Annotated in this window: 21 protein-coding genes; 15 read left to right on the top strand and 6 right to left on the bottom strand. The window is 65.4% G+C overall.

Annotation, left to right across the window (positions count from 1 at the left end):
- Nucleotides 1-9: 9 nt before the first annotated feature.
- Entirely contained in the window at nt 10-3,201 is a 3,192-nt protein-coding gene (locus OPU69_RS02430) for a multidrug efflux RND transporter permease subunit (RefSeq protein ID WP_498509196.1), read from the top strand.
- Nucleotides 3,198-4,652 (top strand): efflux transporter outer membrane subunit, encoded by a 1,455-nt coding sequence (locus tag OPU69_RS02435; protein WP_498509197.1) that lies wholly within the window; start codon nt 3,198-3,200, stop codon nt 4,650-4,652. The genes OPU69_RS02430 and OPU69_RS02435 overlap by 4 nt, the downstream gene beginning before the upstream one ends.
- Before the next feature lie 64 nt (nt 4,653-4,716).
- Here OPU69_RS02435 and OPU69_RS02440 read toward each other — a convergent pair whose 3' ends face one another.
- The 5 genes from OPU69_RS02440 to radC all read right to left on the bottom strand — a co-directional run bounded on the left by OPU69_RS02440 (nt 4,717) and on the right by radC (nt 11,038).
- Nucleotides 4,717-6,750: a DEAD/DEAH box helicase gene (locus OPU69_RS02440; protein ID WP_498509199.1), complete on the bottom strand. Its 2,034-nt coding sequence runs from the start codon at nt 6,748-6,750 to the stop codon at nt 4,717-4,719.
- Nucleotides 6,751-6,909: 159 nt separating this feature from the next.
- A complete protein-coding gene (locus OPU69_RS02445; protein WP_498509200.1) occupies nt 6,910-8,442 on the bottom strand; it encodes a methyl-accepting chemotaxis protein in 1,533 nt (510 codons plus the stop codon).
- A gap of 7 nt (nt 8,443-8,449) precedes the next feature.
- Nucleotides 8,450-8,722 (bottom strand): hypothetical protein, encoded by a 273-nt coding sequence (locus OPU69_RS02450; RefSeq protein ID WP_156439016.1) that lies wholly within the window; start codon nt 8,720-8,722, stop codon nt 8,450-8,452.
- Between the two features lie 219 nt (nt 8,723-8,941).
- The gene (locus OPU69_RS02455; RefSeq protein ID WP_498509202.1) at nt 8,942-10,126 is read right to left on the bottom strand and encodes a BaiN/RdsA family NAD(P)/FAD-dependent oxidoreductase; all 1,185 of its coding nucleotides are present in this window, start codon (nt 10,124-10,126) and stop codon (nt 8,942-8,944) included.
- Between the two features lie 183 nt (nt 10,127-10,309).
- The gene (gene radC / locus OPU69_RS02460; protein WP_060977030.1) at nt 10,310-11,038 is read right to left on the bottom strand and encodes a RadC family protein; all 729 of its coding nucleotides are present in this window, start codon (nt 11,036-11,038) and stop codon (nt 10,310-10,312) included.
- A gap of 104 nt (nt 11,039-11,142) precedes the next feature.
- Between radC and OPU69_RS02465 the strand changes: the two genes are divergently transcribed.
- The 12 genes from OPU69_RS02465 (at nt 11,143) to leuB (ending at nt 22,790) form a co-directional block, all read left to right on the top strand.
- The gene (locus tag OPU69_RS02465) at nt 11,143-14,343 is read left to right on the top strand and encodes an intermembrane phospholipid transport protein YdbH family protein (RefSeq protein WP_498509203.1); all 3,201 of its coding nucleotides are present in this window, start codon (nt 11,143-11,145) and stop codon (nt 14,341-14,343) included.
- Nucleotides 14,340-14,555: a YnbE family lipoprotein gene (locus OPU69_RS02470; RefSeq protein ID WP_060977032.1), complete on the top strand. Its 216-nt coding sequence runs from the start codon at nt 14,340-14,342 to the stop codon at nt 14,553-14,555. Before OPU69_RS02465 ends, OPU69_RS02470 begins: the two co-directional genes overlap by 4 nt.
- On the top strand, nt 14,555-14,935 hold the full coding sequence (locus OPU69_RS02475) for a YdbL family probable chaperone protein (protein WP_060977033.1): 381 nt from the start codon (nt 14,555-14,557) through the stop codon (nt 14,933-14,935). The genes OPU69_RS02470 and OPU69_RS02475 overlap by 1 nt, the downstream gene beginning before the upstream one ends.
- A 204-nt stretch (nt 14,936-15,139) precedes the next feature.
- The gene (locus tag OPU69_RS02480) at nt 15,140-15,499 is read left to right on the top strand and encodes an AtpZ/AtpI family protein (protein WP_060977034.1); all 360 of its coding nucleotides are present in this window, start codon (nt 15,140-15,142) and stop codon (nt 15,497-15,499) included.
- A gap of 16 nt (nt 15,500-15,515) precedes the next feature.
- Nucleotides 15,516-16,301: a F0F1 ATP synthase subunit A gene (locus OPU69_RS02485; RefSeq protein WP_060977035.1), complete on the top strand. Its 786-nt coding sequence runs from the start codon at nt 15,516-15,518 to the stop codon at nt 16,299-16,301.
- Nucleotides 16,302-16,359: 58 nt separating this feature from the next.
- Nucleotides 16,360-16,587, top strand: a complete 228-nt coding sequence (locus tag OPU69_RS02490) for a F0F1 ATP synthase subunit C (RefSeq protein WP_023839593.1) — start codon at nt 16,360-16,362, stop codon at nt 16,585-16,587.
- Nucleotides 16,588-16,663: 76 nt separating this feature from the next.
- The gene (locus OPU69_RS02495; protein ID WP_060977036.1) at nt 16,664-17,158 is read left to right on the top strand and encodes a F0F1 ATP synthase subunit B family protein; all 495 of its coding nucleotides are present in this window, start codon (nt 16,664-16,666) and stop codon (nt 17,156-17,158) included.
- On the top strand, nt 17,151-17,702 hold the full coding sequence (locus tag OPU69_RS02500) for a F0F1 ATP synthase subunit B family protein (RefSeq protein WP_498509205.1): 552 nt from the start codon (nt 17,151-17,153) through the stop codon (nt 17,700-17,702). The genes OPU69_RS02495 and OPU69_RS02500 overlap by 8 nt, the downstream gene beginning before the upstream one ends.
- A 227-nt stretch (nt 17,703-17,929) precedes the next feature.
- The gene (gene uvrC, locus OPU69_RS02505; RefSeq protein WP_498509206.1) at nt 17,930-19,873 is read left to right on the top strand and encodes an excinuclease ABC subunit UvrC; all 1,944 of its coding nucleotides are present in this window, start codon (nt 17,930-17,932) and stop codon (nt 19,871-19,873) included.
- A 38-nt stretch (nt 19,874-19,911) separates the two neighbouring features.
- On the top strand, nt 19,912-20,634 hold the full coding sequence (locus OPU69_RS02510) for a putative DNA-mimic protein (RefSeq protein WP_498509208.1): 723 nt from the start codon (nt 19,912-19,914) through the stop codon (nt 20,632-20,634).
- 284 nt (nt 20,635-20,918) lie between these two features.
- A complete protein-coding gene (recO, locus tag OPU69_RS02515) occupies nt 20,919-21,653 on the top strand; it encodes a DNA repair protein RecO (RefSeq protein WP_498509209.1) in 735 nt (244 codons plus the stop codon).
- Between the two features lie 78 nt (nt 21,654-21,731).
- Nucleotides 21,732-22,790, top strand: coding sequence for a 3-isopropylmalate dehydrogenase (gene leuB / locus OPU69_RS02520; RefSeq protein WP_498509210.1), 1,059 nt, complete (start codon nt 21,732-21,734; stop codon nt 22,788-22,790).
- On the opposite strand, the gene purD is transcribed toward leuB, so the two are convergent.
- Entirely contained in the window at nt 22,787-24,055 is a 1,269-nt protein-coding gene (purD, locus tag OPU69_RS02525) for a phosphoribosylamine--glycine ligase (RefSeq protein ID WP_498509211.1), read from the bottom strand. The two genes, leuB and purD, sit on opposite strands and share 4 nt — an antisense overlap.
- Here purD and xseA point away from each other — a divergent pair.
- On the top strand, nt 24,054-25,526 hold the full coding sequence (gene xseA, locus OPU69_RS02530; RefSeq protein ID WP_498509212.1) for an exodeoxyribonuclease VII large subunit: 1,473 nt from the start codon (nt 24,054-24,056) through the stop codon (nt 25,524-25,526). The genes purD and xseA overlap by 2 nt on opposite strands.
- Nucleotides 25,527-25,547 lie beyond the last annotated feature (21 nt).

Genomic DNA, 25,547 nt, shown 5'->3' on the forward strand with positions numbered 1-25,547 from the left:
GGCGCGGCGATGTCGCGCATCTTCATCGAACGGCCGATCTTTGCCTGGGTGCTTGCGATCATCACGATGCTCGCCGGGATCGGCGCGATCTATCTGCTCCCGGTCGAGCAATATCCCGATGTCGCGCCGCCCCAGGTCAATATCCGTGCGACCTTTCCCGGCGCTTCTGCCGAGACGCTGGAAAACAGCGTCACCCAGATCATCGAGCAACAGCTGACCGGCATCGACGGGCTGCTCTATTTCAATTCGAGCTCGACCTCGCGCGGGCAGGTGACGATCAGTGCCACGTTCGAAAAGGGCACCGATCCCGATATCGCGCAGGTCCAGGTGCAGAACCAGGTGCAACAGGCGCTGGCGCGTTTGCCGCAGCAGGTGCAGCAGCAGGGGTTGCGCGTCACCAAGTCCAACCCGGACTTCCTGTTCATCGTCGGCGTCTATGACGAGACCGACCGCAGCACCAATATCGACGTTTCCGACTTTCTCGTCTCCAATCTGCAGGACACGCTGTCGCGCATCGAAGGCGTGGGCGAGACCAACGTGTTCGGCTCGCAATATGCGATGCGCATCTGGCTCGATCCGGACCGGCTCGCGTCGGTCGGGCTGATGCCTGGCGACATCATCACTGCGATCCGCAATCAGAATACCGAGGTCGCGGCAGGCGAGGTCGGTGGCCTTCCCCAGCCCGAGAGCAACCGGCTGAATGCGACCGTGACCTCGCAGTCGCGGCTGCGCACCGTCGACGAGTTCAAGGCGATCATCCTCAAGTCCGAACAGAGCGGTGCCATCGTGACGCTGGGCGATGTCGCGCGGGTGGAGCTGGGCGCAGAAAATTATTCGGCGTCAAGCCGCATCAATGGCCATCCCGGCGCAGGCCTCGCCATCTCGCTGGCGCCGGGTGCCGATGCGCTGGCCACCGCCGATCTGGTGAAAAAGGCTGTTGCCGATGCCAAGCCAAGCTTTCCGCCGGGCTACAATGTCGCCTATGCCAATGATTCGACCGCCTTTATCCGGTTGTCGATCGAGGAGGTCGTGCAGACGCTGATCGAGGCGGTGATCCTCGTTGTCATCGTCATGTTCGTGTTCCTGCAGAGCTGGCGCGCGACGCTGATCCCCACCATTGCGGTGCCGGTGGTGCTGCTCGGCACCTTCGCGATCTTCTATCTCGCCGATTTCTCGATCAACACGCTGACGCTGTTCGGGCTGGTGCTGGCGATCGGCCTGCTGGTCGATGACGCGATCGTCGTGGTGGAAAATGTCGAGCGCCTGCTCGAGGAAAATCCCGAAATGACGCCCAAGGAAGCGACGATCAAGTCGATGGGCGAGATCCAGGTCGCGCTGGTCGCGATCGCCGTCGTGCTCTCTGCCGTGTTCCTGCCGATGGCGTTTTTCGGCGGATCGACCGGGGTCATCTATCGCCAGTTCTCGATCACCATCGTCTCGGCCATGGTGCTGTCCGCGCTCGTCGCGCTGATCCTCAGCCCCGCGCTCACCGCGACGCTGCTCAAGCAGAAGAAGCATGATGGCACCGATCCGGAGAGCCGCATGCACCGCGTCTGGCCGTGGGGCGCAGAGAAGCTCGAACGCGCGCAGCACTGGTTCAACCATGGCTTTGCGCGCGGGACCGATCGCTATGTCGCGGCGGTGGAGAAGGTGGTCGATCGCAAATGGCTGTTCCTGGCGATCTATGCGATCGTGCTGGTGCTGCTGGTGGCGCTGTTCGTCCGGCTGCCGACCGGGTTCCTGCCGGTGGAAGACCAGGGTGCGGCGCGTCTGCAGTTCCGCCTGCCCGCAGGTGCCACGCAAGGCCGCACCCGAGAGGTTCAGCTGGCGATCGAGAAATACATGCTGAACGACGAGCGCAGGAACATCGCGGTGATGTTCAGCGTCGCCGGCGGCGGGCAGGGCGCGGCGGGGCAGAATACCGGCCAGGGCTTCGTCAATTTCGTCGACTGGTCCGAGCGGACGGGCGCGGAGGATAGCGCAGACGCGATTAGCGAGCGCGCGACCAAGGCGTTTTCCGCCTTTCGCGACGCGCAAGTCAATGTGCTTGTCCCTGCCGCCATTCGCGGGCTGGGCCAGACCAACGGCTTCAGCCTGCAGTTGCAGAACACCAGCGGCATGAGCCGCGAGGAGTTTGCAGAAGCGCGCGACAAGCTGCTGGAATTGGCCGAGAACGATCCGATTTTAGCGGGCGTCAGGCTCGGCGAGCTGCCCGATGTGCAGACGCTGCAGGTCGATATCGACCAGCCCAAGCTCGCTGCGCTCGGCCTCAACCAGAACGACGTGAACACCACTTTGTCCGCCGCCTGGGGTGGACAATATGTCAACGACTTCATCGATCGCGGACGAGTGAAGCGAGTGTTCGTGCAGGCCGATGCGCCGTACCGGGCAACCCCCGAAGATATCGGCCGCTGGTTCGTGCGCGGCAATGACGGGCAGATGGCGCCGTTCAGCGCCTTTGCCCGCACCCGCTGGTCGACCACGCCGACGACGCTCTCGCGCTTCCAGGGCTATCCGAGCTTCCAGTACGAGGGCCAGGCGGCACCGGGGCAGAGCTCGGGCGCGGCGATGGACCGGATCGAGGAGCTGGCCAGGCAGATACCCGGCGTCAGCGTCGCGTGGTCGGGCCTGTCGTTCCAGGAGCGGCTGTCCTCGGGCCAGGCGCCCTTGCTCTATTCGCTTTCGCTGCTCGTCGTGTTCCTGTGCCTCGCCGCGCTCTATGAAAGCTGGACGATCCCGGTTGCGGTGATGCTGGTCATCCCGCTCGGCCTCGTCGGCGCGGTGTTCGCGGTCACGCTGCGCGGGCTGGAAAACGACGTGTATCTGCAGATCGGCCTGCTCACCACCATGGGGCTCGCGGCGAAGAACGCCATTCTCGTGATCGAATTTGCCGAACAGGCCGAGAAGCGTGGCGCGCGGGTGATCGATGCGGCGCTTGAAGCGGCCCGCTTGCGTCTCCGTCCGATCCTGATGACCAGCCTTGCCTTCATCTTCGGCGTGTTGCCGCTGGCACTGTCGAGCGGGGCCGGAGCGAACAGCCGCATCGCCATCGGCACCTCGGTGATCGGCGGGATGCTGACCGCAACGGTGCTGGCGATCTTCTTCATCCCGCTGTTCTTCGTGCTCGTCCGCCGGACGACGCGCGATACGCTCAAGAAGCTTCATATCGGCGAGCCGAAGCCGGGTGAGGGCGCTGCATGAAACATTGTGCTCCCCTGATCGCGCTGGCGCTGCTCGCGGGCTGCTCGATGGCACCCAAATATGTGCAGCCGGATCTGCCGGTGCCCGCTTCCTGGCCAATCGGCGATGCCTATCTCGCGCAAAGCGAAGCCGCTCTGCCGGTGATGAGCTATCGCGAGGTCTTTGCCGATCCGCGGCTGGTGCAGGTGATCGAGCAGGCGCTGGCCAACAACCGCAATTTGCGCGTGGCGGCGGCCAATATCGAGGCGGCGCGCGCGCAGTTCCGTATCCAGCGCGCCGCGCAGCTGCCCCAGATCAACGCGCAGGCCAACCGCACGCAGTTCGACAATGGCACGGCCAATCAGAACCGCAATCAGGATATCGATATCGGCAACAACCCGGCGGCTAGCCGATCGACGGCGGGTACGCGCTATACCGCCGATCTTAGCACCACCGCGTTCGAGCTGGACCTGTTCGGGCGGTTGCAGTCGCTCTCGGATGCCTCGCTCAACCGTTATTTCCGCACCGAAGCGGCGGCGCGCGCGACGCGGCTGACGCTGATCGGCGATATCGCCGATGCGTGGCTCACCTATGCCGCCGACAGGTCGCTGCTCAAGCTGGCCGAGGACACCGCCGCCAATGCGCGTGAACGCGTGAAGCTGACCCGGCTCAGGCTCGATGGCGGCATTGCCCCGCGCACCGATCTGCGCCAGGCCGAACAGATTCTTGCGACCGCAGAGGCCGATATCGCGCAGCAGACCACCGCGCTGGCGCAGGATGTGAACGCGCTGCAACTGCTCGTCGGCGCGCCGCTCGACGAGGCGTTGCTCCCGCAGTCGATCGCCGATGCGGGCGATGCGGTGCGGGTGCTGCCCGCCGGGCTCGATTCGACCATATTGCTGCGTCGCCCTGATGTGCTGCAGGCCGAATATGAACTGCGCGCCGCCAATGCGGAGATCGGCGCAGCGCGCGCCGCGCTGTTCCCGCGCATCACGCTGACCGGGCTGGCAGGCCTGGCGAGCAACGCGCTCTCCACCCTGTTTACCGGCGCGGCGTTCAACTATTCTGTGGGTGAGACGGTGCGCTATTCGATCTTTGCCGGCGGCGCGGCCAAGGCTGGCGTGGCGCAGACCCGGGCACAGCGCGATGCGGCGCTGGCGGGCTATGAAGGCGCGATCCAGGCGGCGTTCCGCGATGTCGCCGATGCGCTGGCGCGGCGTGGCACGATCACCGAACAGCTCCGCGCCAACCGATCATTCGTCGATGCGGCGGAGGATAGCTATCGCCTGACCGACATGCGCTATCGCGGCGGGCTCGACAGCTTCCTCACCAGCCTCGATGCCCAACGCTCGCTCTATCAGGCGCAGCGCACGCTGCTGGCGACGCAGCTGGTCGAGGCGAGCAATCGCGTGACGCTCTACCGCGCGCTGGGTGGCGAGACGGTCGAGCGCCCGGACGTTTCAAATCCCTGACGACGCGCGTTCCCCTCCCTGCAAGGGAGGGGAGCAGGTCAGTGGGAGCGCAGAACGTTCTGTCTCAGCCCTTCGGCCGCTTGGCGAACGGCTTGCCGCCTGGCTTTCCTGCCGGACGCGGCTTCCCCTCGAAGCGCGGCTTGCTACCGGGACCGGCAGCACGCGGCGCATCGCTGCGCGGACCGCGTGCCGGGCGATCGGCATAGGAGGCACGATCGGCTTGGGTCTTCTTGTCGCCAAAGCTCTTGCGATCACCGAACGGCTTCTTGTCGCCAAACGGTTTCCTGTCGCCCTGCGGCTTGCGATCGCCCGCAGGCTTGCGTTCGCCATAGGGCTTGCGCTCGCCATCCTCGCGCGGCGGGCGACGTTCGCCATCGGTCCGCGCTTCGTAACGCGGCCTGAGCGGCGCATTGCTGCGACCCGGCTTGCCCGACCCCGATCCGTCGCGGCGTTCGCCACGCGGCGGCGGACCCGAGCGCGGGCGATAGGCGGGCGGGCCATCGGCGGTGGTGATGATGACGCTGCCCTCGTCGCCATCCTCGCCGCCCGAGGTGCGCTTGACCGCCTCGGCGAAGCGACCCGCTACGGCGCGCGGGATTTCGAAATGGGTGCTGTCATCGCCCAGCCGGATGGCGCCGATCTCGCCGCGGGTGATGTGCCCCCTGCGGCAGAGCAAGGGGAGCAGCCAGCGCGGGTCGGCATTCTGGCGGCGGCCGATATTCATCTCGAACCAGACCGTGTCCTCGAAGCCGGGGCGGGGGCCACGCTCGCGCTGCGGCGGCGGGGCGCTGGCGTCGAGCAGCTCTTCGGGCGCAGGCATTTGTGCGCGGTGCGCCTGGACCAGCATCACGGCGAGGTCCTCGGCGCTGCGTTCTGCGAGCAGCGCCTGGGCGAGTTCGCGATCGGTCTCCTCGGCCTCGACCGGTGCGCGCAGCCGCTCGAGCAGGCGGTCGCGGTCGGCCTGGCGGATGTCTTCGGCCGAGGGCGGATTGATCCATTGCGCGGGAATGTTCGCCCCGCGCAGCATCTGTTCCAGGCGACGGCGGCGCGGATAGGGCACGATCATCAGCGCGGTGCCCTTCTTGCCCGCACGCCCCGTGCGGCCCGAGCGGTGCTTGAGCGTATCGGCATCGCGCGGCAGCTCGACATGGATCACCAGCGACAGGCCGGGCAGGTCGATGCCGCGTGCGGCAACGTCGGTCGCCACGCACACCCGCGCGCGCCGATCACGCAGCGCCTGCAGTGCCTGGTTGCGCTCGTTCTGGCTGTGCTCGCCGGACAGCGCGACGGCAGAAAAGCCGCGCTCGATCAGGCTTGCGTGCAGATGGCGGACATTGTCGCGCGTCGCGCAGAACAGGATTGCGGTCTCCGCCTCGTACAGGCGCAGCAGGTTGACAACGGCGTTTTCGGTGTCCGAAGGCGCGACGGTGCAGGCGATATAGTCGATATCGCCATGGCCGCGCTCTTCGCTCACCGTCGAGATTCTGTGCGCATCGTGCTGATAGCGCTTGGCCAGGGCCACAATCGGCTTGGGCATGGTGGCCGAGAACAGCAAGGTGCGGCGGCCTTCGGGCGTCGCGTCGAGAATTTCTTCCAGATCCTCGCGGAAGCCCATGTCGAGCATTTCGTCGGCCTCGTCGAGCACCGCGACCTTGAGCGCCGAGAGGTCGAGCGCGCCGCGCTCGAGATGATCGCGCAGGCGCCCTGGCGTACCGACCACGATCTGCGCGCCATAGCCCAGATTGCGCCGCTCGCGCGAGGCATCCATGCCGCCGACACAGGTGGCGATGCGCGCACCGGCGGGGCCATAGAGCCACATGAACTCGCGGCTGACCTGCAGCGCCAGTTCACGCGTCGGCGCGATGATCAGCGCCAGCGGCGCCGTGCCCTGGCGAACGCGGCCGTCCTCGCCGATCAGCTCTGGCGCCATCGAAAGCCCGAAGGCGACGGTCTTGCCCGATCCGGTCTGCGCCGAGACGATCAGGTCGCGGCCCTGTGCCTCGGGCTCCAGCACGGCCTGCTGGACGGGGGTGAGCGTGTCATAGCCGTGCGCATCGAGCGCGTCCGACAGAACGGCGGGAACGGTATCAAAAGGCATGGGATTTCAATTCGTGTGATGATGCGAAGGCTCCGCATCTTCGGCGAAACCGCGCGCGAGGCCCAAAATCCGGCTTCGCTGCAAGGCTGCGCTTCTAGCGGCTTTGGCACGAAAGCACAATGGCAATCGGTTGCGGCACGCCGGGCAGTCCGCCGGAGGTCAGGCAGCGCGCGCGAGCGCAGGCGCGGCCTGGTACGCGGCGGCTTGCTGCAGCCGGAAACGGCTGATTTCCTGGGCCAGGGTACGCGACTGTTCGGCGAGCGACCGGGCGGCGGCGCTGGTTTCCTCGACCATCGCGGCATTCTGCTGGGTAATGCCGTCGAGCGCGCCGACGGTGCCGTTGACCTCGCGCAGCCTGGCCGCCTGGCTTTCCACCGATCCGGCAATGGTCGCAACGAATTCGCTGATTTGCAGGATGCGCGTGGTGATCCGCTCGAGCGTCTCGCTGGTTTCGCTGACCACCGATACGCCCAGGGCAATCTGCTCGTTCGACGCGCCGATCTTGGTCTTGATGTCCTGCGCGGCATCGGCCGAGCGCTGCGCGAGCGCGCGAACTTCGGATGCCACCACGGCAAAGCCCTTGCCGGCCTCGCCGACGCGTGCTGCCTCGACGCCGGCATTGAGCGCGAGCAGGTTGGTCTGGAACGACAGCCCTTCGATGACTTCGATGATCTGGTCGATCTCGCGCGCCGAATGCTCGATATTGGTCATTGCCACACGAGCGCGCTCGACGATACCGGCCGATTTCTCCGCCTCGTCCTGGGCAGCGTCGAGGACATGTCGTGCCTCGACCGCGCGGTTTGCGGTGTCCGAAATGGAGTCGCTGACCGTGCGGATGGTCGCCACGGTGTCGTGCAGCGTCGCGCTCTGCCGTTCGGTGCGATCGGCCATGTCGTTCGACGCATGGCTGACATCGCCTGCGCTTTCGTCGATGCGCGTCGCGACGCCCGAGATCTTGTCGAGCGACTGCCGCATCCCCTCGAGCGCGTCGTGATAATCGGCGCGAAGCTGTTCATATTCTTCCGGGAAGGCCTGGTCGATCCGCGCAGTCAGGTCGTTGCGCGCCATCGCCTTGAGCCCCTGGCCGAGCGCGCCGATGACCTGATTCTGCTTGGCGGCGATGGCGTCGCGGGTGCTGGCGGCTTCCTGCTCCAGCCGTTCGGCCTCGCGCCTGGCTTCGGCCTGCCGCTCGATCATCTGCTCGAGCTGGAGAGAAATCTGGATCAGCACCGCCGCCTCGATCAGCACGATGACGGCATGCAGCAGGACGCGCGGCAGATCGGCCCCATCGGGAAAGACCCAGGCGGGGATCAGCAGGTTCGCGCCCAGATGGTGCACCGCGATCACGGCTGTTCCGGCGACGATCGCGCGCCAGTCGCACATCACCACCAATGTGGCCAGCAGTGCGAAGAAGACCATGTGCACGTCCATCTGCAGGCTGGATCCGGCTGCCTGGTAGAGCATGATCGCGGGATAGACGGGCATGGTGCCGCCGAGAATGATGCGCGTAGTGCTGTCGGCACGGCCGCTGCGCACGATCACGCTCGGAATGAGGGTGACAGCGACTGCGATAGCGACCGGAGCCCAGCCGCTGGCGGTGTACAGGCTGATGCCCGCGATGACGGCCACACACAGCCATGCAATGACGATCAGCGCAAAGGCACCGTTCTTGCGAATTCCAGTCAGTTCCATGCGACGCTCAACTCTTCCTGGGTGTAGAGGACAAACTGCCGCAGAAAATTGCGGGTGCCTTGATGACAAGGCCGTTATGATGCCAGGCGGCTTCCGTGACCTGCTTGCGCTTGCCATAGACCAGGATCGAGCCGGGCAAGGGGCCTGTGCCGATCAGGGCGGCCCCGTCACCCGATGCCCAGCTTATGGTCTGACCCATGCCCCCACCATCCAGCGGAATGACCATCATTGGCCCTTCCTCCGGTGGCGCCAGGATGGCAGCCAGCAGCGCGAGCGTCACCACCACCCCCTGAACGAGCACGGCAAGGCTGATCCCGCTATCAGCTGGCCGTGCAGGGCCTTGTGAGGGAGGCAAAGACACCGACATCGCCGATACCCATCGGCCGAATTGGTAAATTTTCGCTTATGCAAAGCGATCGCACAAAGAAATATCCATTATGGATGTTTGTGCAATCGGTTGAAACGCGGGCGGACGAGACAAGTTACCACCGAATTGGTTCTAAATCGCCGTTGCTGCGGCGTGCCCGCTCGCCCATGCCCATTGGAAGTTATAGCCCCCCAGCCATCCGGTGACATCGACCGCTTCGCCAATCGCATACAGGCCTGGCACCTTGCGTGCCTCCATGGTCTGCGATGACAGAGTGTCGGTGCTGATGCCGCCCGCGGTAACTTCGGCCTTGGCATAGCCTTCTGTACCGTTGGGGTGGAAGGTCCAGCCGGAGAGCCGCTTCTCTGCTTCGCCCAGCACCCGGTCGGGCGTATCCGCGAGCCTCGCATCGCCGCCTACTCGGTCGGCCAGTGTCGCGGCGAGCCGGTCGGGCAGCATGGCGCCCAGCGTGCTGCGCAGCGTCGCGCGCGGCTGCTGGCGCTTGGCCTGGGTCAGCCAGCCGGGGGCGGCGTCGGGCAGGAAATCGATCGCCACCGGATCGCCATGCCGCCAATAGCTCGAAACCTGCAGGATCGCAGGGCCCGACAGCCCCTTGTGGGTGAACAGCGCCGCCTCGCGGAACAGCGCCTTGCCCGCGCGCGCGACGACGTCGGTCGCAACGCCCGAGAGCGAGCGGAACAGCGTCTCGTTGCCGCCCAGCGTCAGCGGCACCAGCGCGGGGCGCGGCTCGACCACCTTGAGGCCGAACTGCCGCGCGAGATCATAGGCAAAGCCAGTCGCACCCATTTTCGGGATCGAGGGCCCGCCCGTGGCGATGACCAGGGCGGGGGCCTCGGCGCTGCGATCGCCCCAGCTGACGCGATAGCGCCCATCGGCATGCTCGACCGCGCGGATGGCATGGCCGAGCGCGATGGTGACGCTGCCCTTGTCGCACTCGGCCAGCAGCATCGCGACGATCTGCTTCGCCGAGCCGTCGCAGAACAGCTGGCCCAGCGTCTTTTCGTGCCAGGCGATGCCATGGCTATCCACCAGATCGATGAAATCCTGCGGGCTGTAGCGCCCGAGCGCCGACTTGGCGAAATGCGGGTTGGCGCTGATATAGCGATCGGCCTGGGTGTGGATATTGGTGAAATTGCATCGCCCGCCGCCCGAGATCAGGATCTTCTTTCCCGGTGCCTCGGCATGATCGATCACCAGCACCCGCTTGCCCCGCTGCCCGGCAATCGCCGCGCAGAACAGCCCCGCTGCGCCTGCGCCGAGGATGATCGCGTCATAATGTTGGGCGGCGGAGGGCATGGCGCGGGTCTATGGCGGATGCGGCGGATGAGGGGAAGGGGCGTTTCCAATCACCTTCGGTTGCCGAGATCGTCACCCTGAACTTGTTTCAGAGCCCATTTCGCCCTAAGCGGCTTCGGCGAATGGGGCACGATGGGTCCTGAAACAAGTTCAGGATGACGGATTGGGTGCGCTCGTGAGGCGTCAAATCAGCCCCATCGACCGCATGCTGCTGTGCCCATCCAGCCCGATGATGATATGATCGTGCACGCCGATGCCCAGCCGCTTGCCGGCCTCGATGATCTCGCGGGTGATCTGGATGTCCTGCTTGCTGGGCTGCGGATTGCCGCTGGGATGGTTGTGCACCAGGATCAGCGACACCGCGCCGAGATCGAGCGCGCGCTTGATCACCTGGCGGGTGTAGATCGCCGCCTGATCGACCGAACCTTCGGACATCACGTCATCGCTGATCAGCATGTTCTTGGCATTGAGGAACAGCACGCGCACCCGCTCGCGGGTCAGATGCGCCATGTCGAGCCTGAGATAATCGAGCAAGGCTTGCCAGCTCGACAATATCGGCTGCCGGCGAACCGGCTCGCTCACCAGCCGCCGCGCCGCGACCTGGACGATCTTCAACGCAGCCGCGCTCGTTTCGCCCATGCCGGGCACCGCGCGCAGTGAGTCGCCATCGGCGGTGAGCACACCCGCCAGCGAGCCGAAATGGTCGATCAGTTGCTTGGCGAGCGGCTTGGTATCGCGGCGCGGGATCGCGAGCGTCAGCAGATATTCCACGATTTCATGATCATGCAGCCCGGTTCCGTCGGTGTTCAGCAAGCGCTCCCTAAGCCGGGCACGATGGCCTGCGCCGTGATGTCCGCCCGCCGGAAGATCCGGCAGCTCGGCATCGGCCAGCAGGGGCAGTGAAGAGGACATGGTTTGAGGTTAATCTCTCGCCCCCGCACGGGCAAACGCTTTGTCGGAACGGCTTTGCCGCTGCGTCGTTGCAACGCGATGCTTTGCAAGCCATTCAGGTGACGATGAGCGATCCCGATACCGAGGCCGAGGCGATCCCGCCCGAGCGGCAGGTCCGCGCGTGGCGGCGAATGGCCTGGCCACTGCGTGTGGCGCTCTATGGCGTCGCATTGCTGGGCCTGGCGGGACTGGTCGCCTGGACCCAGCGCGAGGATATCGCGCGCAACCTCATCGGCAACGAGCTCGAGGCGCGCGGCATCGAGGCGCGCTACGATATCGAATCGATCGGCGTCGGGCGCCAGACGGTGCGCAACCTGGTGCTGGGCGATCCGAAGCGCCCCGATGCGACGATCGCAAGACTCAGCGTCGATGTGAGCGGCGGGTTGTTCGGGCTGCGCATCGACCAGGTGATCGTCGAGGGGCTGCGCGGCTATGGTCGGCTGGACAAGGGGCGCGTCAGCTTCGGCAGCCTCGACAAGCTGCTCTATACCGACAGCAAGGAGCCTTTCCGGCTGCCCCGGCTCGACCTGACGCTGCGCGATGCGCGCGTACGGATCGAGAGCCCTTATGGCACGATCGGCGTCAAGGCCGATGGGCGGGGCAATCTGCGCGACGGCTTCAAGGGTCAGGTCGCTGCGATCGGTGCGGGGCTCGCCTATCAGGGCTGCGCGCTCGACCGGCCCAGCCTGTTCGGCACGGTCAGCATCGCCGATGAACGCCCAGCTTTTCGCGGACCAATGCGTTTTTCGGGGCTGGCTTGCGATCGGGGTGGTGTCGCCGTCGGTCAATCCTCGCTCGCGCTCAGGGCCGAGGCCAATGCGGCGCTCGACCGGGTTGAAGGCGCGCTGATCCCTGCGGTCGGCGCGATCCGGGCCGATGGTTTTGCGGCGAATGGGCTGGGCGGGCGGCTGGGCTTTGTGATCAAAGGCCAGCAGATCGACGGCGATGTCGACCTCGCGCTGGCCGATCCTGCCACTGCCGGAATCGGTTTCCGGCGGTTCGGCGCCAGGGGCAAGGCGGTGGTGCGGCTGGGCGGAGCGTCTCCCGATTTGCGCTTCGAGGGCGATCTGCGTGGCGAAAGCCTGGCGGTTGCACGCGAGCGACTGGCGGGATTAGATTCGGCGGTGAAGGCGAGCGCGAATCTCCCCATCGCGCCGCTGGTGCAGCGCATGGTCAGCGCGGCGCGCCGAGCACTCCCCGGTTCGGACCTGGCGATGACGGTCGATGCGCGCGCACGCGGTGCCGAGACCGCATTCGCCATCCCGCGCCTGTCGCTGTCGGGTGCGCGGGGGGAGCGGCTGGTCGGCGGCAACAGCCTGAGCGTCCGGCGCGTGGGCGAGGAATGGCAGCTCGCGGGCAATCTTGCGACCGGCGGGGCAGGGCTGCCCGTCGCGCAACTGCGCATCGTCCCGCGCGGGCAGGGGGCCTATGCGCTCAAGCTGGCGATGGACGCATACAGCGCGGGCGATGCCTCGCTGGCACTGCCGCAGTTCGAGGCCTTGTGGAACGGGCGCGGCGAACTGGACTTTGCCGGTTCCGCGCGGCTCTCCGGGCCGTTTCCCGGTGGCCGGGTCGAGGGACTCGCGCTACCGCTTCAGGGGCGCTGGAGCGAGGCGGGCGGTTTCGCGATGTATGACGCCTGCCAGACCGTGCGTGTGGAACGATTGCGTGTCTCCAATTTCGCCAGCGGCCGGCAGGCGCTGACGCTGTGCCCCGATCGTGGCCGCTCGATCGTCCGGTCAGGCCCAGGCGGCCTGCAGATGGCGGCGCGGCTGGCGGGGCCGACCCGGTTGCAAGGCAAGCTGGGATCGTCCGACCTCGCGCTGGCGGCAGGTGCGGTACGCATCGATTTTCCCGGTAGCGCGCGCCTGTCTGACGTCGATCTGCTGATCGGCCCGGCGCAATCGGGCACGCATATCACTGCTGGCGATTTCAGCGTCGATCTCGGCGGAGCGCTGGGTGGCACCTATGCGGATGCCGAAGCGACCATCGGCGCGGTGCCGCTCGTGCTGACGCACGGCGCAGGACGCTGGTCCTTCGCCAATGCGATCCTCGATGTGCAGGGCGACGAATGGCTGCTGCGCGACCGTCAGGCCCCGGCGCGGTTCCAGCCGCTGATCACCGATGACATGCGGCTGACGCTCGCCGATGGGCGGATTGCGGTGACCGGCAATCTCGACGAGCCGCAGACATTGCGCCCGGTCGTGCGCGTCGCCATCGCGCATGATCTTGCGAGTGTCACAGGCCATGCCGATCTGTCCGTCGACGCGCTGACCTTCGATGACCGCCTTCAGCCCGAAATGGTCAGCAATATCGCGCTCGGCATCATCGCCAATACGCGCGGGTTGGTGACCGGGCAGGGTCGGATCGACTGGTCGTCCACCGGCGTCACGTCGAGCACCGGGCGCTTCCGCACCGATTCGCTCGATTTCGCCGCCGCTTTCGGTCCGGTAACAGGGCTGGCGGGCGAGATCGTGTTTACCGATCTTCTCGGCTTCGAGACCGGACCGGGCCAGGTCGTGCGGCTGGCGCAGGTCAATCCGGGCTTTGCGGTCTATAACGGGCTGATTCGCTATCAGATTCTGCCTGGCTTCAAGATGCGCGTGGAAGGCGGCGAATGGCCCTTTGCGGGAGGACGGCTGCTGCTCGATCCGGGTATGGTCGATCTTGTCAGCGAGGAGCCGCGACGCTTGGTGTTCCGCGTCGACCGCGTCGATGCGGCGCAGTTCCTCGCCGGATTCGATTTCGAGAATATCAACGCCACCGGCCAGTTTACCGGTGTGATCCCGATCGTGTTCGACAAGGATGGCGGGCATGTGCGCGGCGGTCGGCTCGAGGTGATCGGCGATGGCGGCACGCTCGCCTATGTCGGCGAGCTGACCTATGAAGACCTCGGCACGATGGCCAATTTTGCCTTCAACGCCTTGAGATCGCTGCGTTACCGTTATCTTGTCGTCGAGATGGACGGGGATCTGGCGGGCGAGGTCATCACCAAGATCCGCTTCGAAGGGCTCAGCCAGGGCGAGGGGGCTTCGCGCAATTTCCTCACCCGCCAAGTGGAGAAGCTGCCGTTGCAATTCAATGTGACGATTGCAGCACCCTTCCTGCAGCTGATCACATCGGCGCGGTCGCTTTACGACACGCAATATATCACCGATCCCGGTGTGCTCGGGCTGCTGCCCGGTCAGGTGAACAATCCGGGACCCAATTCGACAACGCCGGCAAAACCGGGCATTCAGCCCCCAGAAAGCGAGGATCGTCCATGAAGGGCATGAACAGGATGGCGATTTTGAGGAACCCGTGGGGGCAGATGACGGTGATGGCAGTGGCCACCGCATTGCTCGGCGGGTGCGTGACGGTGACGGCGCCTGACAAGCCGATCGTCATCAACCTCAACATCAACATCAAACAGGAAGTCGTCTATCGGCTCGATGGCAAGGCCAAAGAGGTGATCGACGAGAATGCGGAGATTTTCTGATGAACAGGGCGATTTTGAAGGCTGGCTTGCTGGGCGCCGTGGCGCTGGGGCTGGCCATGCCCGCGATGGCGCAACGCGACCCGGCCTATGAGGCGGCGCGCGAGAACGGCAGCATCGGCGAGAAGCCGGACGGTTATCTGGGCATTGTCAGCGGCGGCGATGCGCAGCTGCAGAAACTGGTCAGCGACATCAATCTCAAGCGCAAGCAGGTCTATACCGACCGCGCTTCGGCCGAAGGATCGACGGTGGAGCAGTTCGCCTTCACCGCCGGCTGCAACACCATATCACGCACCAGGCCGGGGGAAAAATACCAGGCGCCGGACGGTAGCTGGAAGACTCGGGACAGCGGTCCGCCGGTGCGCGATGCGCGCTGCCCCTGAGCCGCAGCGCCGAATTAACCCAGATCAAGCCCGGATTTCATCGAAAATCCGGGCTTTTTTGCGCGACTTCTCGCACCGCAGCATGACCATTGACTTGCACCCCAGCCCTTTCTAAACGGGCCGCGCCTTGGCGGGTCCGCTCGCTGTCGGGTGCGTGCTTTTTGAACATCGTAGCCTCAGGCCCGATAACAGGGAGTAAAGCACATGGCAGAGAACGAACCCGGGCAAGACCCTGTCGGCGGCGACGCGCGGATCGATCACATCGGTGAACGGCTTCGCGATATCACGCAGCGGGAGCAGGCCGAAGCGAGCGGCAAGGGGAGCGGGGTCGATGCGAATTATCGACTTGGCAACCGGGTGCTCGCCGATCTGCTGGGGGGAATTGCAGGTGGTTTGCTGTTCGGCTGGCTGTTCGATCGCTGGCTGGGCACATCGCCCTGGCTCCTGATCACGTTCCTCGCTCTGGGGATCATCGTGGCCTTCAGGAACATCATCCGGGTTTCCAACGCATATTCGGCGGGGCTGAAAAATCAGCAGTCTCCGCAGGATAAGCCTGAAGATTAAGACGAAGAGGTAGGTTGTGGCAGCCGAGTCAGGCAAAATCGACCCGATGCACCAGTTCGAGATCGCGCCCATCTTCAATGGTGGGTTCGAGCTTGCTGGACAGACCATCACCTTCACCAACAGCGCCCTGTGGATGCTGTTGACGCTGGTCGCGGTCTGGGTGTTCATGCAGGGCGGCATGAAGCGCGAGCTGGTTCCTGGTCGCTGGCAGCTGATGGTCGAGGGCTTTACCGGCTTTATCGACGACATGATGACCGCCAATATCGGCGCCGAAGGCCGCAAGTATGCGCCTTACGTGTTCTCGCTGTTCATGTTCATCCTGTTCGCCAACATCCTGGGCCTGATCCCGATCGGCGTGGTCGGTGGGCATCCGTTCACCGTGACCAGCCATCTGACGATCACGGGCGTGCTCGCCATCGTCAGCTTCTCGATCGTGCTGATCGTCGGCTTTGCCCGTCACGGTTTCCACTTCTTCTCGCTGTTCGTTCCGCACGGCACGCCGCTCCCGATGATACCGTTCATCTTCGTGGTCGAGCTGCTGTCGTTCCTGGTGCGTCCGTTCAGCCTCGGCCTGCGACTGTTCGTGGCGATGACCGCCGGGCACATCCTGCTCAAGGTGCTGGCCGGTTTCGTCATCAATTCGACCAATGCCGGTATCGGCTATGGCCTGCTCGTCGGCCTGCCGAGCCTGACGCTGATGGTCGGCATCAGCGCGCTCGAAATCCTGGTCGCCGTCGTCCAGGCCTATGTGTTCGCGCTGCTCACCTCGCTGTACATCAACGACGCGGTGAACCTGCACTAAGCCTTTCTCTTTTCGCTAAAATCTTTCCATCCAATCGAGTTTCTTAAGGAGTATTACAATGGACGCAGAAGCTGCAAAACTGGTCGGTGCTGGCCTGGCTGCAATCGGTGCCGGCATGGCCGCCATCGGCGTGGGTAACGTGTTCGGTTCGTTCCTGGAAAGCGCTCTGCGCAACCCGGCAGCTGCCGACGGCCAGCAGGGCCGCCTGTTCATCGGCTTCGCCGCTGCCGAACTTCTCGGCCTGCTGGCGTTCGTCGTGGCGATGATCCTGATCTTCGTTGCCTGATTTGTGTCGGACCGGGGCCGGTCATCGCGCCGGCCCCGTCCACACCTTTAGATTCTGATCCACGGATAGCTTCGATATGCCTCAGATAGACCAGATCATGACCACTTACGGGTCCCAGCTTTTCTGGCTGGTGATCACGTTCGGGCTGATTTATTTCGTCATCGGGCGTTCGATGTTTCCCAAGATCCAGGGCACGGTCGATCAGCGCAAGGCGAAGATCGCCGGCGACATCGCCGCTGCCAAGGCCGCGCACGCTCGCGCCGACGAGATCGAGGAAGAATATCGCGTTGCCCATGCCCGGGCCCGTGACGCGGCACTCGCCGTGACCGCGGAAGCCAAGGCCAAGGGTGCCCGCGAAGCCGAAGCCAAGGTGCGCGAGGCCGATGCCGGCATCGCGCTACACTTGGCCGATGCGGAAGAGGCGATTGCTGCTCAGCAGGCTGCCGCTCTGACCGAGATCGAGGCTGTCGCCGTCGAGGCTGCTCAGGATATCGTCGCCCGGCTGACCCCGGCAAAGATCACCAAGCCGCAGGTCAATCGTGCGGTCAAGGGAGCGCTGGCCGATGCTTGACATTGCCATTCTTGCCGCTGCGGCGGGCGAACATGCCGATCCCTCGGTGGGCGGCGTCCATCTGCTCAACGCCACGTTCTTCGTTTCCGCAGCGATGCTGGTGCTGATCGGCATCATCCTGTGGAAGAAGGTGCCTGCTGCGGTCGCCGCGTCGCTCGACGCCAAGATCGCCGGGATCAAGGCCGAACTCGACGAAGCCCAGGCGCTGCGTGCTGAAGCCGAGAAGCTTCGCGCGGAGTATGAGGCGAAGCTGGCGGCGGCATCGAAAGAAGCCGCAGACATGAACGCCCGTGCCGAAGCCGAAGCCGAAACCGTGCTTGCCAAGGCGCGCACCGATGCGGAAAACCTGATCGCGCGCCGCCAGAAAATGGCGACCGACAAGATCGCCGCTGCCGAGCGCGCTGCGGTGGCTGAAATTCGCGAGAAGGTCGCCAAGGCGGCTACGGGCGCGGCCGCGAAGCTGATCGCTGAGAACCATGGCGCCGAAGCCGACCAGGCGCTGGTTGATCGCACCGTCGCCGAGCTTGGCACCCGGTTAAATTGACGCGTCGGCACCTTCTCCCTTGAGGGGAGAAGGATACCGAGCCTTGTCGGCGGAGCCGACTAGGCGCAGTTGGATGAGGGTGAGGCGGAGCAGCGGTAGCGCATTTTCACCCTCACCCAGCTTCGACTAATTCGCTTCGCTCATAAGTCTTCGCAACCCTCTCCCTTCAACGGCGAGGGTTGAATCATCCCATTGACCTCCCGACTCCGCCACGCCACATGCACGCTATGGCTGGCCGTCCCGCTCATCCCAATGACAGCAATCCGCGCGCGCCCGACCGCTTTCTCGAGGAGGCGGCGACCTATAGCGTGCGCGGGGCCGATGCGCCCGATCTCGACACCGGCATCGCCGCGATCCGCAACACGCTGAAAACGCTGCCGACGCGGCCAGGCGTCTATCGCATGCTCGATGCGCGCGGCGACGTGCTCTATGTCGGCAAGGCGCGCGCGCTCAAGAACCGCGTCACCAACTATACCCAGGTCGACAAGCTGCCGCGCCGGCTGCAGCGCATGGTCTCGCTCACCCGGTCGATGATGATCGTCACCACCAACAGCGAGGCCGAAGCGCTGCTGCTCGAGGCGCAGCTGATCAAGCGCTATCGGCCTGCGTACAACGTGCTGCTGCGCGACGACAAGAGCTTCCCCTATATCCTGCTGCGCGAGGATCACGACTTTCCGCGCATGTCCAAATATCGCGGCGCACAGAAGTACAAGGGCCAGTATTTCGGGCCGTTCGCCAGCGCCGGATCGGTGACCAGCACGCTCAACTCGCTGCAGAAGCTGTTCCTGCTGCGCTCCTGCTCGGACAGCTTTTTCGCCAACCGTTCGCGCCCGTGCCTGCTCTATCAGATCAAGCGCTGCTCCGCGCCCTGTGTCGACCGGATCAGCAAGGAGGATTATGCCGCGCTGGTCGGCGATGCCCGCGCCTTCCTCACCGGCAAGTCCACCGAGGTGCAGGCGAAGCTCGGCAAGAAGATGGAGGCGGCGGCCGAAGCGCTCGATTTCGAGAGCGCAGCGGCCTATCGCGACCGGCTGAAGGCGCTCACCTTCATCCAGGGCAGCCAGGCGGTGAACGCGCAGGGCATTGCCGATGCCGACGTGTTCGCGATGGCGAGCCAGGGCGGCACCGTCTGCATCCAGGCCTTCTTCATCCGCGCCGGACAGAACTGGGGGCATCGCAGCTTCTTCCCCGCGCATGTCCAGGACATGGATGAGGCCGAGATCCTCACCAGTTTTCTGATGCAATTCTATCAGGACATGCCCGCGCCGAAGCTGATCCTGACCGATCGGCAGCCGTTCGAGTGCGATCTGATGCTCGAGGCCTTGTCCGCCAACCGCTCGGGCAAGCTTGAACTGCTCGTGCCCCAGCGCGGCGAGCGCAAGCGGCTGATCGACCAGGCGCAGCGCAACGCGACCGAGGCGCTGCAGCGCCGCGTCGCCGAGAGCGCCAGCACCGCCAAGCACCTGACCGAAATGGCCGAACTGTTCGGGCTCGATGGTCCGCCCGACCGGATCGAGGTCTATGACAACAGCCATATCCAGGGCACCAATGCGCTGGGCGCGATGGTCGTTGCCGGGCCGGAGGGCTTTCGCAAGGCGGCCTATCGCAAGTTCAACATCAAGCGCGCCGAGACCGTGCCGGGCGACGATTATGCGATGATGCGCGAGGTGTTCGAGCGCCGCTTCGCGCGTGCGCAGAGCGAGGATCCCGATCGCAGCAGCGGCGACTGGCCCGATCTGGTGCTGGTCGATGGCGGCAAGGGGCAGCTCAAGGCGGCGATGGAAGCGCTGGCGGGACTGGGGATCGACGATGTCGCGCTGGTCGGCGTCGCCAAGGGGCCGGATCGCAACGCGGGGCGCGAGACCTTCTTCATGCCCGATGGCAGGGAATTCACCCTGCCGGTGAACAGCCCGGTGCTGTTCTACCTGCAACGCCTGCGCGACGAGGCGCACCGCTTCGCCATCGGCGCGCATCGCGGCAAGCGCAAGAAGGCGATGACCACCAGCCCGCTCGACGAGGTCCCCGGCATCGGTCCGGCCCGCAAACGCGCGCTGCTGATGCATTTCGGCACGGCAAAAGCGGTGCGCAGCGCCAGCCTGGAGGACCTGCAAAAGGCCCCTGGCGTATCCAAGGCAATGGCGCAGAGCATCTATGACTTCTTCCGGGGATGATGTAACGATCGAGTTAAATCGCAGGCGGGTAAAATGTTATGGGACTGGATGTAGTTGTTGGCCGGCTCGCTCAATCCCGCCACGAGCTTTCAGATGAAGAATTCCAGCCGATTTTTGAACCTTTTTTGGCCCTGAATGAAGTCCTCGCCGAAGCAGGCCAGCCCCCGCATCACGAACCTCTCGAAATCGCGGATTGCGAGATATTTGAAGCGCAGATGTGGGGTTATAATGGCTTGCACATGGTCCGGCGGATAGCGGCGCATTGGGCGATGGAGGGGGCCTTACCTCCTCCTATGGCCTATGCGGATGTCGACCAGATACCATATTTGGATGAGCTCTATGCCCAGCATGACGAGTATATGGCCGCGACCGAGAAACGCGGGCTGCTATCGCGCTTCGTAAAGCCGAGGGCAGCACCACCATTCGCTCATCTGCTTCTGCATTCCGATTGTGAGGGCTTTTATCTTCCTCGCCGTTTCGAGAAAGTCATTTTTGATCGCAGCGTCCCGCAGCGCGAGGGCGTCGGTTACATGGTGGGCTCCGCTCCCATGTTGTGGGAAGAGTGCCATTTGCTGGCGTCGCTCATTGATCTTCCTGAAGGGCTGACAACGCAAGACGAGCAGCTTTGGGAGTTTGCGGATAATCCTGCGCTAGAAGGGCCGCTGTGGCAGCAATACGGGGTGGAAGCTTATTGCCTGACGGTCTTGATGCGCGCCGCCGAGGCCTCGGCGCGGTCAGGTGCCGCTGTGGAATTCGTCTAGATCATTGCATCCATTATCGAGCCAACTGTTCACGCGGACCTGTATTCTTGTGGGCTGATCGCCTACTTTCGCTTTCGTTGCAGGTTTGCCTCGATGGGCAGGAATGAGGTGCGCGTGGCGGCGAAAGACCTTGATACGGCACGTGTCGTTCTCAATTTGCCCCGGCCAATGAAGCGCCGACTTGATCTTGCGGCTGAAAGGCGGGGCGTTTCCGTCAAAGCGCTCGTCAAGGTATGGGTCGGCGACAAGCTGGATCGGATTCCTGATCTGGATTAGGTGGGGGCATGCCCGTCATCCGCACCCCAGGAATAGTCTGCACCGTGCGGCGGCATGGGGAGCATGGGGCGGTGGTGCGGTTGTTCACGCCCGATCATGGGCTGCAATCGGGCTATGTGCGGGGAGGGCGGTCGACGGCTTTGCGGCCCGTGCTGATGCCCGCGAACCTTGTGACCGCAGAACTGCGCAGCCGGGTGAACGATCAGCTTGGCGGGCTGACCGTCGAGCTCGCCGAGAGCCGCGCGCCCTTTTACAGCGAGCCGCTCGCGGCGGCGGCGTTCGAATGGGTGACGCTGCTCACCGCCACGGTCGCGCCGGAGGATCAGCCCTTTCCCCGGCTCTATGCCGCGCTGGCGGCCTTATTCGATCTGGTCTGCGCAGCCCCCTCGGCGCGCTGGTGGCTGCGCGCGATGGTGCGGTACGAGGCGTTGTTGCTTGCCGAGCTCGGTTTCGGGCTCGATCTGGAGCGCTGCGCGGTGACCGGCGGGCGCGCGGACCTCGCCTATGTCAGTCCGCGCACCGGGCGTGCGGTGTCGCTCCACGCTGCCGGTGTCTATGCCGAAAAGCTGCTCGTGCTGCCCGCATTCATGACCGGCGAGGAAGAACCTGATTGGGAGCAGCTGATGCAGGGCTTTGCGCTGACCGGGCATTTCATCGAACGCCAGTTCTTCACCGACCGCCGCGCCGATGCGCTCGCGGCGCGTGCGATGCTGATCGACCGGGTGCGGCGCATGGCGGGCTGACCTACCCCAAGCAAAACATTGTTGCGGAAATACGCCGCGCAACGCTATGCGCGCCACCACAACAGACAGGACGACATCATGAAAATTGCAGTGCTCCCGGGTGACGGCATCGGCCCCGAAATTATGGCCGAGGCGGTGCGTGTCCTGCGCGCGCTCGATTTGCCGGGCATGGAACTGCACGACGGGTTGGTCGGCGCTGCCGCCTGGCGCGTGCATGGCCATCCGCTGCCGCCAGAGACGCTGGCGCTGATGCGGGAATGCGATGCGCTGCTGTTCGGCGCGGTGGGCGATCCGGCGTGCGACGGGCTGGAGCGGCATCTGCGCCCCGAACAGGCGGTGCTGGGCATGCGCAAGGAGCTGGGGCTGTTCGCCAACCTGCGCCCGGCCAAGGTATTTCCGGGACTTGAGGCGCACAGCTCACTGCGTCCCGAGGTGGCGGGTGCAATCGACCTGATGATCGTCCGCGAGCTCAACGGCGACGTCTATTTCGGTGAGAAGGGCATGCGCACCACGGCGGACGGCCAGCGCGAAGGCTATGACATCATGTCGTACAGCGAGAGCGAGGTCCGCCGCATCGCGCATGTTGCCTTCCGCACCGCGCGGGGCCGCTCGGGCCGGTTGTGCTCGGTGGACAAGGCCAATGTGCTCGAAACCTCGCAGCTATGGCGCGATGTGATGATCGAGGTGGCGGCGGAGTACCCGGACGTCACGCTCGAGCATATGTATGTCGACAATGCCGCGATGCAGCTCGTCCGCGCGCCGGGCAAGTTCGACACCATCGTCACCGGCAATCTGTTCGGCGACATTCTCTCCGACCAGGCGAGCATGTGCGTCGGCTCGATCGGCCTGCTCGCCTCGGCCTCTTTGGGCGCGGAGCAGACCGCGTTCGGCACCAAGGGCGCCTACGAGCCGATCCATGGCAGCGCACCCGACATTTCGGGCAAGGGCCTCGCCAATCCGGTCGCGATGATCCTCTCCGCCGCGATGATGCTGCGCCACAGCTTCAGCCTGGAAGCTGAGGCCGCGCGCATCGAGGCCGCAGTGGCCAGCGCGCTTAACGCAGGCGCGCTGGGGGCTGACCTCGGCGGAACGATGGGCACCGCCGCGATCGGCGACGCGGTGCTGGCGGCGCTTTAACCCCGCTCGCGCGCGACTTCGCGCCAGCCGATGTCGCTGCGGCAGAAGCCGGTGGGGAAGGTGATCGCATCAACCGCGGCATAGGCGGCGGTTTGTGCTTCGGTGACGCTGCCGCCGGTCGCGGTCACGTTGAGCACGCGGCCGCCATTGGCAACGAGCGCGCCGTCCTTGAGCGCGGTGCCTGCGTGAAAGACCTTTGCGCCGCCGGTGTCGCCCAGCGCAATCGCGCCGCCCTTTTCGGGCGTGCCGGGATAGCCCTTCGCTGCCATCACTACGGTGAGGGCGTAATCGTCCGACAGCCGGGGAGGGGGGCAGTCTGCCAGTTCGCCCTTCGCGGTCGCGAGCAGCAGTTCGGCGAGATCGCTCTGCAGCCGGGTCATGAGCACCTGGCATTCGGGATCGCCGAAGCGACAATTATATTCGATCAGCTTGGGTCCTTCGCCGGTCAGCATCAGGCCTGCGAACAGGACGCCCGAATAGGGCATGCCCTCAGCGGCCAGCGTGGCGACGGTCGGCGCGATGATGCGCTCCATCACCTGCGCTTCCAGTTCCGCCGTCAGCACCGGCGCGGGGCTGTAGGCGCCCATGCCGCCGGTGTTCGGCCCGCTATCGCCTTCACCCACACGCTTGTGATCCTGCGCCGAACCGAAGGCGACGATCGCGCGGCCATCGGTGATCGCGAAGAAGCTCGCTTCTTCCCCCGTCATGAATTCCTCGATGACCACCTCGGCCCCGGCCTCGCCAAAGGCCCCGGCGAACATGTGCCCGATCGCGTCCTGCGCCTCTTGCGCAGTCTCGGCGATGATGACGCCCTTCCCCGCCGCCAGACCATCCGCCTTGATCACCACCGGCAGGTCGAAACCGGCGAGTGCGGCCTCTGCCTCGGCGCGATGGCTGGCGCGAACATAGCGCGCGGTGGGGATGCCGGCGCGGTCGCACAGCGCCTTGGTAAAGCCCTTCGAGCCTTCGAGCTGCGCCGCCTTGGCGGACGGTCCGAAGACCGGCACACCAGCAGCGCGCAGGCTGTCGGCCAGGCCATCGACCAGCGGCGCTTCCGGGCCGATCATGACCAGCCCGATCGCCTTGTCGGTGCAGAAGGCCGCAACCGCTGCATGATCGGTCACATCGAGCGAGACGCAACTGGCGTGCTCGGCTATCCCCGGATTTCCGGGCGCGGCGAAGATGCTTTCCACCTGCGGGGATTGCGCCAGTTTCCAGCACAGGGCATGTTCGCGTCCACCGCTCCCCACCAGCAGGATATTCATGCCCGACCCCTTTTCAGATGATGTACCAATGCGTTCGGGCGGGCTGTTAGCCCAGATGCCACCCGGCGACAACGCCCCGCCGCAGTCGGTTTCGGAAATCTCCGGGCAGTTGAAGCGCATGGTCGAGGACCGGTTTTCGCATGTGCGGATTCGCGGCGAGATTTCGGGCTTCAAGCGCGCCGCATCGGGTCATTGCTATCTGGCGCTGAAGGACGACAAGGCGGTGATCGACGGCATCATCTGGAAGGGCACGGCGCAGCGGCTGCCCTTCCGGCCCGAGGACGGGCTTGATGTCATCGCCACCGGCAAGCTCACCACCTTTCCGGGCCGGTCCAAGTATCAGATCACGATAGAATCGCTCGAGCTGGCGGGCGAGGGCGCGCTGATGCAGCTGTTCGAGAAGCTGAAGGCGCGGCTCGCCGCCGAAGGGCTGTTCGATCCCACACGCAAGCGCGCGCTGCCCTTCCTGCCGCGCACCATCGGCGTGGTGACATCGCCGACGGGCTCTGTGATCCGCGACATATTGCACCGGCTCGCCGATCGCTTCCCCAGCCATGTGCTGGTCTGGCCGGTGCTGGTCCAGGGCGAGGGGGCTGCGGCCCAGGTTGCGGCGGCGGTGCGCGGGTTCGGCGCGATGCCCGAGGGTGAGCGGCCCGATCTGCTGATCGTCGCGCGCGGCGGCGGCTCGATCGAGGACCTCTGGGCGTTCAACGAGGAGCCGGTGGTTCGCGCGATTGCCGAAAGCGTGATCCCGGTGATCTCCGCCGTGGGGCACGAGACCGATACGACGCTGGCCGATTTCGCCGCCGATCGCCGCGCGCCGACGCCGACGGCGGCCGCAGAGATGGCGGTGCCGGTGCGATCGGAACTGCTCGCCGGGGTGGCAGAGCTGGGCCTGCGCGCCAGCCGTGCGGTGAACCGCAGCCATGCTCTGGCGCGCGAGCGGCTGGAGGCGAGGGCGCAGCGGCTGCCGCGCCTGACCGATCTGCTCAGCCCGCAACAGCAGCGCGCCGACGATCTGGGCGAGCGGCTGCGCGCGGCGCTCGGCCTGCAGCTGGCGCATGCGCGCGGCGCTTTGGCGCGGACCTCGGGCGCACTGCGCCCTGCCGTGCTCGATACCCGGGTTGCCCATGCGCGCGAGCGGCTGGCGCGGCTGACGCTCGATCCGGCGGTGCTCGATCGCATCACTCGCCGTGCGGGCGAACGGCTCGCCGGGCTGGAGCGTGTGCTGGCGCAGCTCGATCCCGATGCGCCGTTGCAGCGCGGCTATGCCCGCGTCACGGCGGGCGATGGGCGGACGCTGATCGACAAGGTGGTGGCAGCGCGCGAACCACGGCTGACGCTCCATTTCCGGGACGGGACGCTCGATGTCGCACCAGCCGATGGTCCGCCTCCGCCGTCGGCTTCCCCGATTCCTGCAGCCAAGGCGAAGCCCAAGCCCGCCGAGCCGCGCCAGGCGAGTTTTCTGTAGATTTGCGCTGGCGTGCCGGAT

Source organism: Blastomonas sp. 34TW, from assembly GCF_059803595.1.